This window comes from Firmicutes bacterium HGW-Firmicutes-1, from assembly GCA_002841625.1.
GTDB lineage: Bacteria > Bacillota > Clostridia > Lachnospirales > Vallitaleaceae > HGW-1.
The window spans coordinates 340941-360192 of record PHAG01000001.1; the positions used below are offsets into that span (position 1 = coordinate 340941).

Below are 19252 nucleotides of genomic sequence, written 5' to 3' on the forward strand. Positions count from 1 at the left end.
TTAGGGTAATATAACTACTGAATACCCAAAAAAACTTAATATGTAAGTGTAACTCCAATTAGATGCGGTTATTATTCAAGATTCCCCTACTGGTTTTACTTGACATTTTGTGAAAACGTTATATAATTTATTTCAGAGAATTGCATATTTATTCGTTATTTTTTTTTGCAATTAATCCTTATAAAATTCGGATTTCCTTACATATAATTATGAATGGATCGGGAAAACATGGAGGCAGATTACATGATAGAATATTTGATTCAGTTAAACAATATCAGCAAATCATATGAAAATCATGTGGTTCTTGATCACCTAAATCTTTCTATACGAAAAAATGAATTCTTAACGCTTCTTGGTCCAAGTGGATGCGGAAAAACGACTACCCTTAGAATGATTGGCGGATTTGAAATGCCTGATTCTGGAAATATTATTTTTGACAATATAGATATCACAAAAATCCCACCTTATAAACGAAATATAAATACGGTTTTTCAAAAATATGCCCTTTTTCAACATTTGAATATTTATGAAAATGTTGCTTTTGGTTTAAGAATACAGAAAATGAGCGAAGCAAAAATCAGAGAAAAAGTATCCTCTACCTTAAAGTTAGTTAATTTAGATGGCTTTGAAAAACGTGATATCAGCTCTTTAAGTGGTGGTCAGCAACAACGTGTTGCCATTGCACGTGCAGTCGTAAATGAGCCCGAAGTTCTATTATTAGATGAACCCCTTGGAGCTCTTGACTTAAAGTTAAGAAAAGAAATGCAAATCGAATTAAAAAAATGGCAACAAGAATTAGGCATTACCTTTGTTTATGTTACTCACGACCAAGAAGAAGCATTGGCTATGTCAGATACTGTCGTAGTACTCAACAATGGGATCATACAGCAAATGGGCATTCCAGAGCATATTTATAATGAACCTTCCAATGCCTTTGTTGCTGATTTTATAGGAGAAAGTAATATTATAGATGGTATTATGAAAAAAGACTATGTTGTACAATTCTTAAATACTGATTTCCAGTGTACTGACTTAGGCTTCAAGGCAGACGAAATCGTTGATGTTGTCATTCGTCCAGAAGATGTTGAGATTGTAAATCCAGAAAATGCTATGATTATTGGTAAAGTTACCTCCGTCATCTTTAAAGGTGTCCATTTTGAAATGACAATCACAACTGGTGATTTTACTTGGCTAGTACAAAGTACATTGCAACACCCTGTCGGCTCGGAGGTTGGCATAAGAGTGATTCCTTTTAACATCCATGTCATGAAAAAGGTGGTGTAAACTTTGAAAAGAAAATATTTTGCATCGCCCTATGTATTTTGGATTATTATTTTTACGATTATCCCTTTAGCAATGATCCTTTATTATGGAATAACAATTAAAAATATTGATGGAAGTATCGCTCTATCCTTTAGCAATCTTAAAAAGGTTTTTGAACCCGTGTATCTAAAGGCCATGACACGTTCAATGATATATGCTGGATCTAGTACAATCATATGTCTTATACTAGCTTATCCACTTGCACTTATTTTATCTAAAAACAACTCAAGTAAGTCCTCCATACTTTTTCTATTTATTCTTCCAATGTGGATGAACTTTTTACTTAGAACTTATGCTTGGATGTCCTTACTTGAAACAAATAATGGCTTTTTAAATACCTTATTAAAATATATCCACTTACCAACTATTCAAATTATGAATACTAAATACGCAATCATATTAGGTATGGTATACAACTTCTTACCTTTTATGGTTTTACCGATCTATAATGTATTGGTTAAGATTGATAAATCTGTTTTAGAAGCAGCAAGTGACTTAGGTGCCAATAGCTTACTTCGTTTTAGAAAAGTAATATTGCCCTTAAGCATTCCTGGCATCGTAAGCGGAATATCTATGGTATTTATGCCTGCAGTTACATCCTTTGTTATTCCCAACCTTTTAGGCGGTGGAAAAATCAACCTAATCGGTAATCTTATTGAACAACAATTTATGCAATCCTATAATTGGTACTTTGGTTCTTCCCTCTCATTAATACTAATGATCATTATTCTAATTAGCATGTCTATTGTATCAAAATTTGAAAGTGAGGATAAGGGGGTTGCATTATGGTAATAAAGCTACTTAAACTCGGTCATTATATCTTTGAAAAGTTATATGTCATACTGATCTTCATTTTTCTATATGCTCCAATCATTACTCTGATTGTATTTTCATTTAATGATTCTAAATCAAGAGCAAAATGGACTGGATTTACTTTTAAATGGTATGAAACAATGTTTAATGATCCAATTATTATGTCTTCTTTGTATTATACTTTGATCATTGCCTTGCTATCGGCAATCATAGCAACCGTAATTGGTACCTTTGCAGCCATTGGTATTTTTTCAATGAAAACTACATATAAAAAGACAATAATGAACTTTACATACCTACCAGTATTAAACCCAGATATCGTAACAGGTATAGCACTTATGTTATTTTTCATAGCCATTGGGCTAAAAACTGGTTTAAGGCTTGGCTTTACTACTATGCTCCTAGCCCATATAACCTTCTGCATTCCATATGTAATATTGTGTGTAATGCCAAAATTAAAGCAGTTAAATAATAGCGTATATGAAGCAGCCATTGATCTTGGAGCAACTCCGTTGCAGGCTTTATACAAAGTTATTTTACCTGAAATTTCACCTGGCGTTATTACTGGAATGCTACTAGCCTTTACTTTGTCACTAGATGATTTTGTAATTAGCTATTTTACAACAGGAAATGGAGTTTCAAATTTATCTATTACCATCTATTCTATGACTAGACGTGGTGTGAAACCGGAAATAAATGCTCTATCAACTATTATGTTTTTAGCAGTGTTGATCTTATTACTCATTGTAAATGGTCGAATGAGCAAGAATAATAAATCAACAAAGCAAATACAATCCTACTAAAGTTTCAGGAGGCTATAAAATGAAAAAAATCATTGTAATACTTCTAATTATTTGTCAATCTTTCTTAATGTTAACAGGATGTAATCAAAACGCATCATCAAACGATGCTTCAAATGTTACAATAAATGTCTACAACTGGGGAGACTATATTGCTCCCAATGTGATAGAAAAATTCACACAACAAACAGGTATTGAAGTAATCTACGAAACATTTGATACCAATGAATCAATGTATACAAAGCTAAAATCAGGTGCAGTTAACTATGATGTACTATTCCCTTCTGACTATATGATTCAAAAGCTAATAAGCGAGGACTTGTTGTATCCTCTAAACAAAAATAATCTTCCAAATTATTCATATATTGAAGATAATTTTAGAAACTTAGCCTTTGATGTAGGCAACGTATATTCCATACCATATACATGGGGTACTGTTGGGATCTTATATAATACAACGATGGTCGATGAGCCAGTTGACAGCTGGGATATTTTATGGAATGAAAAATATGCAAATTCAATCATAATGCAAAATAGTGTTAGAGATACGTTTGGAATTGCTTTGAAAAAGCTAGGATATTCTATAAATACAATCAACAAAGAAGAAGTAGAACAAGCTAAAGAGCTTCTTATTCAACAAAAGCCATTGGTATCTGCTTATGTAATCGATGAAGTTAAGGATAAAATGATTGGAAATGAAGCCGCACTTGCTGTAATTTATTCAGGCGAAGCCCAATATACATATTCACAAAACTCTGACCTAGCATATGTAGTTCCTAAGGAAGGTAGCAATGTATGGGTAGATGCAATGTGTATCCCTAATTCCTCCAAACACAAAGAGGCTGCAGAAAAATTTATCAATTATTTGTGTGAATCAGATATCGCTTATTTAAATGCTAGTTACATATACTATGGTTCACCCCATTCTGGAGCAAAAGAAATGTTGGCCCCTGAAATACTTGAAAATCAAGCACTTTATCCATCACAAGAAATCATTGATAGATGTGAAGTATATATTGATCTAGGAACTGAAATGAATCAATTTTATGATGAGAAATGGACTGAACTAAAAGGTGAGTAAGTACTACCAAGTAAAAGCCTAACTAATCAAGATCTGCATCTATGCTAGAACAAAGCGCTTGTCAGCACGTTACATAATAATTTATGCTATCTAACACTTTGTTCTATGCTTCGTGGAAAGTAGAACTTTCCTACTGGAGAACAAAGCGCTTGTCACACGTTACATAATAATTTATGATATCTAACGCTTTGTTCTATGCTTCGTGGAAAGTAGAACTTTCCTACTGGAGAACAAAGCGCTTGTCAGCACGTTACCATAATAATTTATGATATCTAACGCTTTATTCTATGCTTCGTGGAAAGTAGAACTTTCCTACTGGAGAAAAATAAAAGGATGGTATATTGCCTTAGCAATAACCATCCTTTTAATATGAGATTCTTATTATTCTAAAACTCCAATCTTATTCAGTGGATAAATTCTAAAAACTGCAATTCCTTCGATCTGCTTTAAATCTACACAACCAAATTCTCTGCTATCCATGCTTACCGCACGATTATCCCCTAATACAAAAACCTGTCCAGGTTGAACTGTAAATGGCACTTCCATACCCTTCGCATCTGTTTCACTCGTAACATAGGGTTCAACTAGCGCTACATCATTCACAAATACTTTGCCTTCTTTTATATCAATCATATCACCTGGAAGACCAATAACACGTTTCACGAGTCTGTTTTCAAATTCTACCTTTCGAAACTTGTTATACAAATCAACATACAATCTTTCTATTTTACCAAAAAATGAATTATTGACTTCTACACCTTCAAGCAACACTACTATTTCCCCAATCTTAGGTTCATGAAAAAGCAATGATATCTTTTCTATTAGGATTGCATCATTTTCAATTAGAGTCTGTTCCATAGATTTCTGTTGAACCTGTGAGAAGGTAAACACTTGCGTGCTTATAAGTGTAGCTATTACAATTGCTATTACAATGACCTTTACATAGTCAAGTATTTCTTTAAATATTTTATTTTTATTGTTCATTCATACTTCTCCTTATTTTATAAACATGGCATCACCAAAACTAAAAAAACGATACTGCTCATGAATAGCTTCGTTATAAGCTTTTAGAATAAATTCTCTATCTGCAAAAGCGCTAACAAGCATCATTAGGGTCGATTCAGGCAAGTGAAAATTGGTAATAAGTGCATCTACTACTTTAAATCTATAGCCAGGATAAATAAAAATATCAGTATTACCCTTTTTTTCTTCAACAAAACCTTCTTCATTACTGACTGATTCTAATACCCTTGAACTAGTAGTACCAACTGCAATTATCTTTCCACCTTTTCTTTTCGTGTCATTGATAATTTGCGCTTGATCAAAATCAATCCAAAAATACTCAGAATGCATAGTATGTTCTAAAATATTATTCACCTTAACTGGACGAAAAGTTCCAAGACCTACGTGTAATGTAACATAAGCTATCTTTATGCCTTTAGCCAATATTTTACCCATTAATTCGGCAGTGAAATGCAAACCTGCTGTGGGGGCAGCTGATGATCCCTTATGCTTTGAATAAACGGTCTGATAGCGTTCTTTATCTTGCAGTTGCTTCGTAATATATGGTGGTAAAGGCATTTCACCTAAAGCATCTAATACCTCCTCAAAAATACCATCATATTCAAACTGAACGATACGATTTCCGCCTTCAATAATCTCTAGTACTGTAGCTCTTAATAAGCCATTGCCAAAAATAAATTGATCATGTACCTTGGCTTTTTTACCAGGCCTAACCATTACCTCCCATTGATCATTTTGTAATCTCTTAAGAAGTAGGAATTCCATTTTAGCTTGTGTATTTAACTTCTCACCCATTAGTCTTGCTGGAATAACTCTTGTATTATTAAGAACAAGACAATCACCCTCATTTAAATATTCAACAATATCTTTAAAAATCTTATGTTCTATGGTTTTGTTGTTTCTATCTAAAACAAGTAGCCTTGAATCTGATCTTTCTTGCAAAGGCTCTTGTGCAATGAGCTCTTCTGGTAATTCAAAAGTAAAATCGCTTAAATTCATTTGATACTCCTTGTAAGTATGTACATATTAAAGGTATTAAATCGCTTTAAATTATAAATAATAAAGAGGATGAAGTCAACAACTATTTATCATATCCTCATACATATATTTTAAATAATGAAAAATGACACCTTTTCATAACATAAATTGTATTTTTAACAAAAATATATGTACAAATCCCTAAATTGTGTTAAAATAAGAATGGGAGCTGTATTGCAAAATAATTATAATACGGAGATGAACTAAATGTACAATATTTCAAACTTACTTCATGGCGACAAACTTAACAACGAATATTTAGAAGACATCAGTAAAACCCTCTATTATTCAACTGGCATTTCTGTTAATGTGCTAAACGAATCTAATCATTCAATTTACAGTTTTGGTGGCAACACCTCTATTTTAGATTCATTTGATGATGTACTTTATGGTTTAACAAACCATATATACAAAATTCAAGCACGCGCAATTAATGGAATCAGCACCTTCACTACCATTTACGGCTTCTCATTTATTACTGCAATTATAGCTAATGAGAATAACTATTATGGAGCAATCTTACTTGGTCCAGTGCTTACCGAGCAACCAAGTGAACGTATCATCAATGAGATTTTAAAAAGAAACAATTTACCTCTTTCAAAAAGATCCATCGTCGAAAATGCTATAAAGAAAATCTCAGTCATTAACAATGCAAGAAATTATTATGTATGCAAATTGTTAAATAGCATTTTATCTGCTACTCCATTATTGGACCAAGATAGCTTTGGAGTTAATCTTAAGGCTGAAGAGATAAATGATGATTATATTTTTGAAAATACCACTGAGGTAGCAAATTATAACTATGGTCTTGAAAGACTATTTATGAGCAAAGTATCCTCTGGTGATATCGAAACAGTTAAAAACTTATTCAAAGATCAAATCAAAACACTTTATTTTACGAATCTAGGAACCGAAAGTCTAAGACCCGTAAAAAATAATGGGATTGTATTTAGCACTTTACTTGCAAGAGCTGCAATTACCGGTGGTGTTGAACCTGATATTGCATTGTCTCATGCAGATCTATATACGAAAAAAATTGAAGATATATATAGATATAATGAGCTTATCAGTGTAATCGAACAAATGGTACTTCAATTTACAGACTTTGTATTACAAACTTCAGAAGTAAACCATGTAAGCGTTGTTAAAAAGGTATCTAAATATATTCATAGTCACTTGTCTGAACAAATTAGACTTAATGATGTTGCAGAATATGTCGATTTATCTCCAAATTATTTCTCTTCATTATTTAAGAGAGAAATGGGAATTGCATTTGCAGATTATGTAAATGAAATCAGAATCAAAGAAAGCCAATTCTTACTTGAAACTACTGATTACTCAATCGTAGATATTGCAGTTGCTGTAGGTTTTAACAATCAAAACTACTTTACTACAATTTTCAGAAAGCATACTGGCACTACACCAAAACAATTTAGAATGAAATCTTCAATTAAATAATAGTACCTTTTATAAAAATCAAAACTAGCTAAAATAGCTAGTTTTTTTATTTAGTATAGGTAATATTATAGTTTCTGTATTGTAATTATATTACTTCACCATTGCACCTGTAAAATAATACTCTATGATCTGTTTATAGGTAAAACCCTCTTGTGCCATACCTTTCGCACCTGATTGGCTCATTCCTACACCATGCCCATTGCCTTGTCCTACAAAAATAAATGTATCACTTTGACCTGAAACGGTTGGCAAACTATTAATATTATCTTCAGAAAAAATAATGAGTTGATTGTTACTCATATTAAGTTGGTTCGTTTCCATTTCACCATTAATCGTATATGCTTGTTGATAGCTTCCCGCTTTGGTACTTCCAGAACCAATCGCATTGAAGGTTTCAGGGGGCATATCTGTGCTTTTTATTAATGTGAATTTTCTACTCTTTAGGCCTAACCAGGTACGCATCGTTTCTTTAGGTATATCATGACTACCTGTTGTGCCAATAATTTTCAAGCTCATTGCTCTTCCTGCACTTGAATAGGAAATTACTTGAACATCCACTATCTTACCGATGTTAACCTTGTTTTTAGTTAACGCGGCTTCTATTTCAGTTGCTGAGATAGCTTGTAACCAAGGTTGTTTCTCTGGTTCCGTTTCGTATAAGTCGGGTTTACCTTTAAGATATGCAACTGTTCCACTCCAAACATTTTGACTATCTTCAGTATGTCCTCCGCTTGTTGAAAAGAAATATGCCGGAATTACTTTATTATCATAATATACTGCTTGATTATTGGTCTCATTTACAGCTACATTACAAGCAACTGTTTCTCCTGTTAATCCTTTATAAACCTGTGAAGTTACCGTATCACAAATCATATATGCTTCTTTTGGATATTTATTCGTATAATATGTATTATAAATAGCAAAGCTTCTTGCAGCTACTGCTTGCGCCTTAAGAGATTCCTTAGGCCATGAGCTCACTATTTCTGATGGTACAACACCATACAAATATTCTTCTAATCCAATTATATTTATCGCTGTAACGCCCTTTTTATTGTAACGACCAACTTCCATAGTCCCTCTATAACTTCTCTTCCCTAAGTTGATTGCTGCAATTCCCTTCGTTAAATCATTTGTAGTAAAAGAAGACTGTATATAGGAATTTTCAATTACAACTTCGTTTTCTGCGCCTATTTTTAACAAGGTTCGAAGTCCATTATCTGCAACTACTTCATAAGTTTGGCCTAAATTTGACTGTAGTATATTTTTTACAGCTGTTGCTTCAACTTCAGTAGCCGCATCACCTATGTAAACTTTCCATATTCCTATTGAAGCATTTCCGGAATAAGCCTTATGCCCTTGATCTTTAAGCGCCTTTACTATAGCATCACATTCATCGTAGGTTTTATAAAACTGTTCAGAAATCAAGAAGAACCCCGTTGCTGGCACAACACTAAAGCCTGTCGTTGAAGTAAAGGTTTGTTCAGTTTGAGGGTTTCCATCTATTTCATATCCTAATATTAAACTAGAATTCGTTATATTAATCGTATCTACTGTTTCATACAGTTCCTTTAAACCAACTCTTATTTTTTTGTTATAGTTTAAAGTGGAATCAGATGATGCTGTTGCTCCACTCATAAAACTCAAACACAAAATGATTGCTAAAGCAATATAACTATAGTTCCGGAAAATAGGCTTTGTTAAGTTTAATTTTTGCTTATTGATAACTTTCTTACTCATTAAAAAACCCCCTTCATATATCTATCTACATTATAAGGGGGTTGGTGTCAAAAATCCAGTTAAATTGTTAATATTTATTGTCTTAACTTAGCACCTAAGTCAAATTCCAGTCCATTGACAACCTTACTCATTACTTTATTGATTTCTTTTTCACTTAATGTATGATCATTTGCCCTAAAGACTAAGGAATACGCAATGGATTTATAGCCTTCTTCTATTTGTGAACCCTTGTAAACATCAAACAGTTTATAATTTTCAAGTATTTTCCCACAGCGTTGCTTAAGGATGTTTTCGATATCTTGAACAATCACTTCATCCTTTACCAAAAATGCAATGTCTCTATTCACTGCAGGATATTTTGCAATTTGTTGATAGGAATGATCTAGATTTGCATTCTTTACAATCAAAGCCATATCAACTACTGCAATATAGGCTCTTTCACCTATTTCATATTGATCTGCAACAGAAGGATGAACCTCTCCGATATATCCTAATTCCTTGCTGCCATTTATTAATATCCCCGCTCTACGTCCTGGATGTAAAAATGGAACTTCAATTTTAGGATCATAGGAAATCTTATCAATAAATCCTAGCTTTTCAATCAGCGTTTCAATAACCCCTTTTGCATCATAAAAATCACAACAACCATACATACCAATCGTAAGCTTTAATTGCTCTTTTGGTAACTCTACAAGTGGTAAGCTTTTAGGCAAATAAATTGTACCTAGCTCATACAATTTTGCTGCTTCATTTCTTCTATTAAAATTTGTAGCAAGTGCATTTAGGATCCCGTTCACTGTAGTCGTTCTCATATTACTAAAATCTTCCCCTAACGGATTAGAAATAGCGACAGTATTTCTGAGTTCATGACCTTCTGGGATGTTTAATTTATTGAATACCTTAGGACTTTCGAAAGAATAAGTCATTGCTTCACTTAGTCCACAATCCTCCATAACGATATGCGTTATATCTTCTATTTTTTGCTTGAAGCTCTTCTTACCAACAGTTGGAGTTCCAGTTGCAAGTGTAACTGGTATTTTGTCATATCCATATAACCTTGCAACCTCTTCAGCTAAATCAGCTTCATGGCTTAAATCTGGTCTAAAGGTAGGTACTGTTACAGTTTTAGCTTCTTGATTAACGATAAACTCTAATCTCTTAAAGCTATCCACTATATCAGCTTCTGAAATATCAGTCCCAAGGAGTCTGTTAATATTATCAGCGTTATAAGTGATCGTCATAGGTAATCTTTTTAATGGATAAACATCAATGATGCCTTCAACTACTTTTCCTGCTCCAAGCATTGCGACTAATTGGCAAGCTCTGTTCGTTGCTGCTTCCACATTATTAGGATCCAAATATTTTTCATACTTCGTCGAGGCATCTGTCCTTATACCTAATTTTTTCGAAGTTAATCTTATACTTGTTCCTTCAAAGTTTGCAGCTTCAAATAAAATAGTAGTTGTCTTTTCTGTTATTTTTGTGTTGTTTCCACCAATCACCCCAGCAACAGCTATGGGTTTTTTTGCATCTGCAATAACGAGCATGGAAGTATCAAGTGTTCGTTCTTCATTGTCTAGAGTTATTATTTTTTCCCCATCTTTAGCTGTTCTGACAATAATTTTTTTGTCTTCTAAAGTCTCTACATCAAAAGCATGCATCGGTTGACCCATTTCAATCATTATGAAGTTCGTAATATCTACGATATTGTTAATTGGTCTAACACCTGCTGCTCTTAGTTTCTGTTGTAACCATCTTGGAGATGGCTGAATTTTAACATCTTGAACGATCTTACCAATATATCGAGGACATAGCTTTTCATTTTCAATCGTTACAGTAGCATAATCCCCTGGATTTCCTTTCACTTCTTCATAAATCATCTCAGGATATTTAAATTCTTTATGAAAGGTTGCTGCCGCTTCTCTTGCAAGTCCTAAAACGCTAAAACAATCTGGTCTATTGGAAGTCACTTCATATTCTACAACAATATCATCTAATCCAAATATTTTCTTTACATCCATACCAAGCTCATAGGGTTGATCAAAAATAAATATTCCATGCTCTGGTGCATCTGGATACTCTTCTTTTGTAAAGCCTAACTCTTCGATGGAACAAAGCATTCCATTAGACTCCACTCCTCTAAGCTTACCATTTTTTATTTTCATACCTCCTGGAAGGGAAGCTCCATTAATAGCAACTGGGATATAATCGTTCACATTAATATTATTGGCACCTGTTACAATTTGAATAACCTCGCTACCTACGTCTACTTGTGTAATCACTAATTTATCTGCATCAGGATGTTGTTTGATTTCAAGAATTTTACCAACCACAACCAAATCAATATCCTCACCAAGCTTTTCATAGCCTTCAACCTTAGAGCCTGACATCGTCATTGCATCTGTAAAGGTTACAATATCACAATCTATATCAACATAATCTGTTAACCACTTCATTGGAACATTCATCAGTATACCTCCTTAAAATTGTTTTAAAAACCTAATGTCATTTTCATAAAAGAGTCTCAAGTCCTCTATACCGTATCTAAGCATAGTAATACGTTCAAGTCCCATTCCAAAGGCAAAGCCACTATATATCGTTGAATCAATACCTGACATTTCTAACACCTTAGGATGTACCATCCCGCAGCCTAGTACTTCAATCCAACCTGATCCTTTACATACGCGACAACCTTCTCCACCACACATAACACAAGAAACATCCATTTCTGCACTTGGTTCTGTAAAAGGGAAATAATGGGGTCTAAATTTAACCTTCACCTTTTCACCATATAATTCTCTTGCAAATTCCGCTAAAGCACCTTTTAGGTCCGCCATTGTTACTCCCTTATCAATTACAAGTCCTTCAACTTGATGAAATACAGGAGAATGGGTTGCATCTACTTCATCAGAACGATAAACCCTACCTGGTGCAATAATTCTGATTGGCGGCTTATTGTTTTCCATAACTCTTACTTGAACAGGAGATGTTGCTGTACGAAGCATGATGTCTTTATTGATATAAAAAGTATCTTGTTCGTCTCTAGCTGCATGGTTTTCTGGAATATTAAGTGCCTCAAAATTATAATAATCATTTTCAATTTCAGGTCCTTCTGCAATAGAATAGCCCATACCTATAAAAATATTTTTCAAGTCATCTAAAACAACATTCATCGGATGTCTATGTCCAATACTAGCTCTTTTTGCTGGCATAGTTACATCAATAAACTCAGTTTTTAGTTGATGCTCTCTGGCAGATCCACTTAAAGCCGTCTTAGCTTTTTCAAGTTCTTCCTCAATAAGTTCTCTAACCTCATTTGCTAATTTACCAATATGAGGTCTCTCTTCATCAGTTAAATCCTTCATACCTCTTAAAACACTTGTAAGCTCACCTTTCTTACCTAAAAAAGCAACACGGATTTCGTCAAGCTTTTTAAGATCTGTAACTTCTGAAATATTCTTTATTGCACCATCTTTTATTTCTTGCAATTTAGCTATCATTATAGTACTCCTTCCTTTTTTCAATCTATCTTATAATTGGAATTGTCCGTTTGAAGCTATCTTTCTAAACAATAAAAAAGCTCCATCCCACAAAGGGACCGAACTGTTCGGTGGTACCACCCTAATTTCTATGATTTATCACAGACACTTAGTTTGCTTAACGTGCAGCTTCCGTCATAACTTACTAAAGGTTCAGTCATGCAGCTCTCGTGGGAAATTCAATAAACGAATGAACTTAAAAGTGCTTTCAGCCAAGGGCACCTTCTCTCTATAAGAATACGAATATCTACTGTACACGGTCATAGCTTTTATATTATCTTTTATATTTTATCATATAATCCGTTGATGTCAAGGGTTAAAAACAAATTCGGATGTGTAATTACAACATTACTCTATTCTATATTATAGTTATGGTTGACAAAGCAAAACCACCTTTATAAGGTGGTTTTGGCTATTATAAATATGAAATGATTATCTAGTATATTATCAAATCTTAAATTGATTAATCGTTTTAGTAAGTTCATTAGCAAGTGCATGTAAATCTTCAACCGCTTCAGAAATTTTAGTAATTGCATAGGATTGTTCTTGAACTGTAGCATTCACTTCCTCAGATGCCGCCGCTGTCTCCTGTGAAACAGCTGAAATATTTGTGATAACATCTACCATTTCAACTCTATGATGATCTAATTGTACAATAGAGTTATTTAAGGTTGCAATCTTCTCGGTGATACCTTCAATTGAGCTTGAAATATCTGATAGGGATTGATCAACCTCAAGAACAACTTCCGCTTGATCGTTCCCGATTTTCGTAACGCTATCCATCATGGAAACCGTATCATCGGTATTCTTTACAATGTTAGAGACGATTGTATTAATTTCTGTAGCAGCATGATTAGATGCCTCCGCTAGCTTTCTTATTTCATCTGCTACAACCGCAAACCCCTTACCATGTTCTCCTGCTCTAGCAGCTTCTATGGATGCATTTAATGCAAGTAGATTCGTTTGAGCTGCAATGGTTGTAATGGTTTCAAGGAAGTAGATAATCTCTTTAATCTTTTCAGCTAATGAAAATATCGAATCTGCAATTTTCGTATTAGATTGTTGGTTTGTTTTATTTTTGTTTTTAAGATTACCTACGGTATGAACACCCTTTTCTTTTGATTGAGTGACTATTCCAATATACTCCGTAATTTCATCTTGGTTCGCATTCAGCACTGTTAACTGATCAGATATTTCAGTGATGAAAAGAGAACCTCTTTCAGCCTGTTCAGCTTCTTCACCAGCACTTCTAGCAATCTCATCTGATGCAAGTGCAATTTCCTTAATAGCCTCTCCTGCAATTTTAGATGATACATTTAAATTTTCTGATGCCACCAACACTTTTTTGGAAGCAGAATTGATATTGTTAATTAAAATCCCTAATTGCTCTACCATTAAATTAAAGGATTTTGCTAAGTCTCCAATCTCATCGCTTCTACTAACATTTGTTCTAATAGAGAAATCTCCTGTTTTTACCTTTGTCATATCTTCTAGTAATGATTTTATTGGTCTAGAGATAGAATTAGCTAAAATTACAGATATAAATACTCCAAGTGCTAGGGATATTACACCTAAAATCAATATATTTTTTAAGATGGCAAGAGCATAATCATTTACCTCAGAGTAATATATCGATCCGCCTAGTTTCCAGCCATTTTTATCTACTGTATTAAATACTAGGATTTTCTTTTCTTCCTTAGTATTGTCTTTTTTACCTGTTTTTTCTTTATATGTATATGTCATTGAACCCGTATCTTCACTTGTTATTTTTTTGAGCACTGATTCCACTGGAATAGGTTTATCTAATAGTGTTTCATCCGGATGTGCTATAACATTGCCAATACTAGTCGTTAAGAATAAATATCCATTTTCACCAATTTGAGTCTTAGCAAGCTCTTCAGATAATGTAGTTAGTGTAAAATCTATCCCAACTACCCCTAGGAGTTTTCCATCTGTATCGTACACAGGTGTTGCAACTGTTACAACAATAAGTCCTGTTGATGCATCTGGATATGGATCGGTCCAAATTGTTGCTTTTTTTTCCTTAGCTTGTTTGTACCAATCTCTTGAAGTTGGATCATACCCTTCTGGCAAATCATCCTCTGGATACATGATCATCTGTTTATCTTCAATCCCAATATAAATATATAACAAATCTGCATGTGCATTTTTAAAAGCTTCTAAATCTTTTAAAACCATTGAATGATCAGTACTTCCGCTTTTAATATGGTTCATAATTGATTGAGAACCAGCATAATATTGGGTACTGCTTTCATACTCATTTAAGAAATATGTAATTGCCTGCTCTGATTTGTCAATTATTTGACTCCCTTGATTAATATATAAATCCTTAACACTTCTATTTGCTGTTAAGTAGGACCCAAATCCGATCACAAAAAGAGATACCGCAATTGAAAAGAAAAACATTAACAGTAATTTCATCTTAAGTGTCAATATTCTCAACTCCTTTAATTGAATTATGAAATAATTCCGTGCTAAAATATAATAATATTATACATTATTCTCAATAATAATACAATAGTTTTAATATTTGATGCTATTGTCAGAATTAAACAAATTCAATCCCATTGCCTCCCTTGTTGTATTGTAGTATATGAACAAATCAGTTCCTTAAAATGGATGTCATTCCTGTTCATTATTATGAAGATTGCCTCCCCAGTCTCCTCCTACTTGCTTTACTCTTTCGGAAAGCTGTTCAATATACTTAAGCACCTGATTTCCTAGATGCTCTATATTCCCAATATCGATAACCATACGAAGTGGTTTTACTTGCATAAGTCCTTGCATTACAAGGTCAAGTGAGGTAATATCACGCTCTTTCATTACTCTACTAAAATGTATAATAAAAGTTCCGTTATTATTTTCAACATGAAATGCTGGTTGCTTATCATTTGAAGTTGAAGTTTTAACAGTATTGGGTTTTGGAGATGTACGTCCTTTCTCACTCAAAACCTGATTAACTATTTTAAGTAGACTTTTTGTTTCAACTGGCTTAAGAACATAATGTTTAGCTCCTCGATTGATAGCTTCAAACAACATTTGCTTCTGATTAAGTGCACTAATCATAATGATCCTAGCCTCTGGATCAATTTCAATGATTTGAGTAACTGCGTCCACACCATTCATAATTGGCATTGAAATATCCATAGTTACTATATCTGGTTGCAACTCTTTATATAAGACTGTTGCTTGTTTTCCATCACTTGCCTTCCCTACAATTTCATGACCGGCCTCAAGAAAAATATACTCAATATTATTTCTCATAACCATTGAATCATCGACTATCAATACCTTAGCCATTGATTACCCCTCCTATTGATTCATAGATCTCATCTTCATCAAAATCAAGTAAAATTCCCACACTAAGCTTATGATTGTTGCATGTCAATGAATATATCTTATTTTGTAACTGCGTATGCTTTAAATAACCACCTTTATTCCTAAGAACCAATGGTATCCCAATCGTAAAAAGACAATTTGTCTCTTGATACTTTACAAGTGCATTCCCAATGATTGTATTAACCACTTCGCCACTAGCATCATCTATATAGCTTTCCTTTTTTTCTAAAATGATATCTCCCAATATCAAGTACTTTAACAAGCTAATAACACTATTTTCATTCGTACTAAATAAAATGATACCATTTATAGTACCTTTAATACTAATAAATACAGTAATCTCATTTAGCTGAATGATGCTCTCCGATATCATTTGTTCAGACTCAAAGCTTAAACCTACATTCTCAGAAAGATGTTCTTTCGTTGTCATCACAACTGCTTCAATAAAAGCTTCTGCCGATATTTCGTCAACTTCTTCACTTGTTATTTTTTTAGGTAGCGTAAGTGTAAACACAGTTCCTTCCTCTATGCCGTTTTTGATTTCAATCAAACCACCAATCTCCTCTACACTTGCCTTGACCGCTTTTAGCCCAATACCTCTACCAGATAAATTAGTAGCACTATCTCTAGTTGTCATATGAGGAATAAAAACAAGAATCTTTTTCTGTTCTTCACTCATAGAATCAAGCTCATCTTTAGTAATAAGCCCTTTTTCAAGTGCCTTCATTTCCATGAATTTTACGTCTATACCTCTTCCATCATCTGAAATAATGATATTAAAGTTTTCACCACAGTCTTGAATCACACAAGATATTTTTCCGAAAATATCTTTTCCTTTTTCTAAACGTATATCTTCTGCTTCGATTCCATGGTCAACACAATTCCTGAAAATATGTACAAGTGATTTTACAACTTCATGATAATCCATTCTATCTACAAAAACCTCGTCTCCAGTTATTTCAAATGACTTTATGTTTTTACCCCAACGTTCACTCAATTTTATGGTGTACTCTGGGTAATTGCTCAATAACTCATGGAGGGATTGATATCTCAAATCTTTAATCATTGCTAATATCGTTTTAGCTTCTTTATAATTTACGGTAGTTCTTATTTTTTCTTCAATTTTTATAAGCTTTTCATTCTCAATATGAAAGAGTTCTCCTTCTTTAAAAAAGTCTTTTCCAGTGAAGGATTCAATAATATCCAAGTCTTCCTGTAACCATAAATATAATTTGTCCCCATTAATAACCTCTAGGATATTTGCTTCTTCCATTTTATACAATTGATCCTCTAATTGATTAAGTTTATCAACTAGATTAAGCATATAATATTGGCTAAAACTACCTTTAAATGTATGAATCTGCCTTAATAAACCTTCAACCTGTGTATTTGGAATTTGACGAAAACTTTGTTTGAAAAACTTTTTATATCCTTTTATTAATGAAATAAAATCGTCTCTGCCCAAAATTGCTTTTACAACCATTTTTAATGTTTTTCTCTCTTCGTCCATTCGCTTTTCTAAAAGCTTTTTATCAGTTATATCTGTTATAATCACCATAATGAAGTTCTCTATTTTTTCATCTTTAGCCATTTTATAACTTATGCTAACACTTTTATCTCCAATATTCATTTCCTCAGGTAATAAAGGCATATACAACTCTCTCATATCCTCTTCACAATAAAAAATTTTCAATAACAACTCATTCGTAAAATTTTGCATTTCAATATCATCTGGATAAAGCAATTCAGAGAAACTTTTATTATAAACCTTTCCTCCAAAAATTCTTTCACATTCCAAGCTATATTCACCTTGAATCATCAAGTCATTTTTCAATGTTAAGATGCCTTCACCAACATGATCAAATACATTTCTTAACTTCAATACCTTCAAGTTTAGTTGTTTATGAGCATGTTGAATCAACTCTTCATTTTTTTTGCGGCTTGTTATATCATGAAAAACCAGTATTGCCCCTATTCGCTCACCATAGTCATTTTCTACAGCTACTCCCGAACAAAGACATGGGGTTTTTTCATTGTTACTATTTATCAACTCTAATTCATATCCATTCATGTAACCTTTTTCTAGTAGTTCAATGACAAATTCATTGTTCTTTTGAAAATGATTGATTACTTTACTTGCAGACTCCCCAATTATTTGGTGATCAAATAAACCAGTTATATCCATTGTAGCCTTATTCACTTCACCTATTATAAAATCATTATTCATAATGATGACAGGATCCTTCATTGTATTCAACACATATTCTGCTGCTATTTCTTGCGTTAAATTCATAAGCTTATACTTGCTAATTGCATACCAAATACCGGCCATTACAATTGTACAAAGCAATACTCCTAATGGTAATATTTCAAAGCCAAGTAATGGTAATAACGTATCTGTAATCCCTCCAAGAATTAATGTCGTCAAGGTAGTAATGATGATGATTTCTGCTTGTCTTTTTTCTCTTACAGATTCTGTGCGTCTTCTCCATAAAGTTAATAGCATTAGCCCTAAAAGAACATAACTCACATAATGAATATCAAAGGCCACTGACCACTTTGTACGATTGGTATTCAAAAACACCCAGCCCATTGTTGTCTTTACCAATTCACCTTCTGTATTTTTCAAAAACTGCACGAAGAAAAGTGTTGAAGGGATATATAGCAATGGGAAGTAGCGATAATACTTTTTGATCCAGTGATTATTTGTAATAGAGGTTATAAACAAGAGCATTGAACCATAAAAAAAACACCATCCTAAACTGGAGATAGTTCGCCATAACAAGGCTGGCCGATAATCGTTAGCAGATACCATAAAGGTATATCCTAGACTCCAAAAACTTAGATTGATACACATAATAAGAAACATAATATTAATAATTGATTTTTTATTAAGTAGAAAAACATAAATACCACTAAACATGTAGAAAATAAATCCAGTAAAATAGCATAAAGACCATAGGTTCATAAATACGCCCTCAACTCTACATTGTTTTTTTGGAATAACACTACCCCAACAAAAAATTGGGGCTACATATTTCTTAATTATACAAAATTTGACTCCATTTTACAAGACACTT

Annotated in this window: 13 protein-coding genes; 5 read left to right on the forward strand and 8 right to left on the reverse strand. The window is 33.1% G+C overall.

The features are described 5' to 3' along the window. The first annotated feature begins 243 nt into the window (after positions 1-243). The 4 genes from CVU84_01415 (at position 244) to CVU84_01430 (ending at position 4017) form a co-directional block, all read left to right on the forward strand. The gene (locus tag CVU84_01415; protein ID PKM96400.1) at positions 244-1284 is read left to right on the forward strand and encodes a spermidine/putrescine ABC transporter ATP-binding protein; all 1041 of its coding nucleotides are present in this window, start codon (positions 244-246) and stop codon (positions 1282-1284) included. A 72-nt stretch (positions 1285-1356) separates the two neighbouring features. Continuing rightward, positions 1357-2115 carry an ABC transporter permease gene (locus CVU84_01420; protein PKM96507.1) on the forward strand — a complete coding sequence of 253 codons (759 nt, stop codon included), beginning with the start codon at positions 1357-1359 and terminating at the stop codon, positions 2113-2115. After that, complete coding sequence (locus CVU84_01425; GenBank protein ID PKM96401.1) at positions 2109-2939, forward strand: spermidine/putrescine ABC transporter permease; 831 nt, start codon at positions 2109-2111, stop codon at positions 2937-2939. The genes CVU84_01420 and CVU84_01425 overlap by 7 nt, the downstream gene beginning before the upstream one ends. A gap of 19 nt (positions 2940-2958) precedes the next feature. Further along, complete coding sequence (locus CVU84_01430) at positions 2959-4017, forward strand: spermidine/putrescine ABC transporter substrate-binding protein (protein ID PKM96402.1); 1059 nt, start codon at positions 2959-2961, stop codon at positions 4015-4017. A 381-nt stretch (positions 4018-4398) separates the two neighbouring features. Here the strand turns inward: CVU84_01430 and lepB are convergent, their stop codons facing one another. After that, positions 4399-5001 carry a signal peptidase I gene (lepB, locus tag CVU84_01435; GenBank protein PKM96403.1) on the reverse strand — a complete coding sequence of 201 codons (603 nt, stop codon included), beginning with the start codon at positions 4999-5001 and terminating at the stop codon, positions 4399-4401. Between the two features lie 12 nt (positions 5002-5013). Continuing rightward, a complete protein-coding gene (locus CVU84_01440) occupies positions 5014-6039 on the reverse strand; it encodes a tRNA preQ1(34) S-adenosylmethionine ribosyltransferase-isomerase QueA (protein PKM96404.1) in 1026 nt (341 codons plus the stop codon). Between the two features lie 246 nt (positions 6040-6285). Here CVU84_01440 and CVU84_01445 point away from each other — a divergent pair, with 246 nt between their 5' ends. Next, positions 6286-7536 (forward strand): hypothetical protein, encoded by a 1251-nt coding sequence (locus CVU84_01445; protein PKM96405.1) that lies wholly within the window; start codon positions 6286-6288, stop codon positions 7534-7536. A gap of 90 nt (positions 7537-7626) precedes the next feature. Here CVU84_01445 and CVU84_01450 read toward each other — a convergent pair whose 3' ends face one another. The 6 genes from CVU84_01450 to CVU84_01475 all read right to left on the reverse strand — a co-directional run bounded on the left by CVU84_01450 (position 7627) and on the right by CVU84_01475 (position 19140). After that, on the reverse strand, positions 7627-9273 hold the full coding sequence (locus CVU84_01450; protein PKM96406.1) for a hypothetical protein: 1647 nt from the start codon (positions 9271-9273) through the stop codon (positions 7627-7629). A gap of 74 nt (positions 9274-9347) precedes the next feature. After that, on the reverse strand, positions 9348-11741 hold the full coding sequence (locus CVU84_01455; protein PKM96407.1) for a phenylalanine--tRNA ligase subunit beta: 2394 nt from the start codon (positions 11739-11741) through the stop codon (positions 9348-9350). A 12-nt stretch (positions 11742-11753) separates the two neighbouring features. Continuing rightward, a complete protein-coding gene (locus CVU84_01460; protein PKM96408.1) occupies positions 11754-12773 on the reverse strand; it encodes a phenylalanine--tRNA ligase subunit alpha in 1020 nt (339 codons plus the stop codon). 486 nt (positions 12774-13259) lie between these two features. Then, the gene (locus CVU84_01465; GenBank protein PKM96409.1) at positions 13260-15266 is read right to left on the reverse strand and encodes a hypothetical protein; all 2007 of its coding nucleotides are present in this window, start codon (positions 15264-15266) and stop codon (positions 13260-13262) included. 189 nt (positions 15267-15455) lie between these two features. Next, a complete protein-coding gene (locus tag CVU84_01470; GenBank protein ID PKM96410.1) occupies positions 15456-16133 on the reverse strand; it encodes a hypothetical protein in 678 nt (225 codons plus the stop codon). Further along, positions 16126-19140, reverse strand: coding sequence for a hypothetical protein (locus tag CVU84_01475; protein PKM96411.1), 3015 nt, complete (start codon positions 19138-19140; stop codon positions 16126-16128). The genes CVU84_01470 and CVU84_01475 overlap by 8 nt, the downstream gene beginning before the upstream one ends. Positions 19141-19252 lie beyond the last annotated feature (112 nt).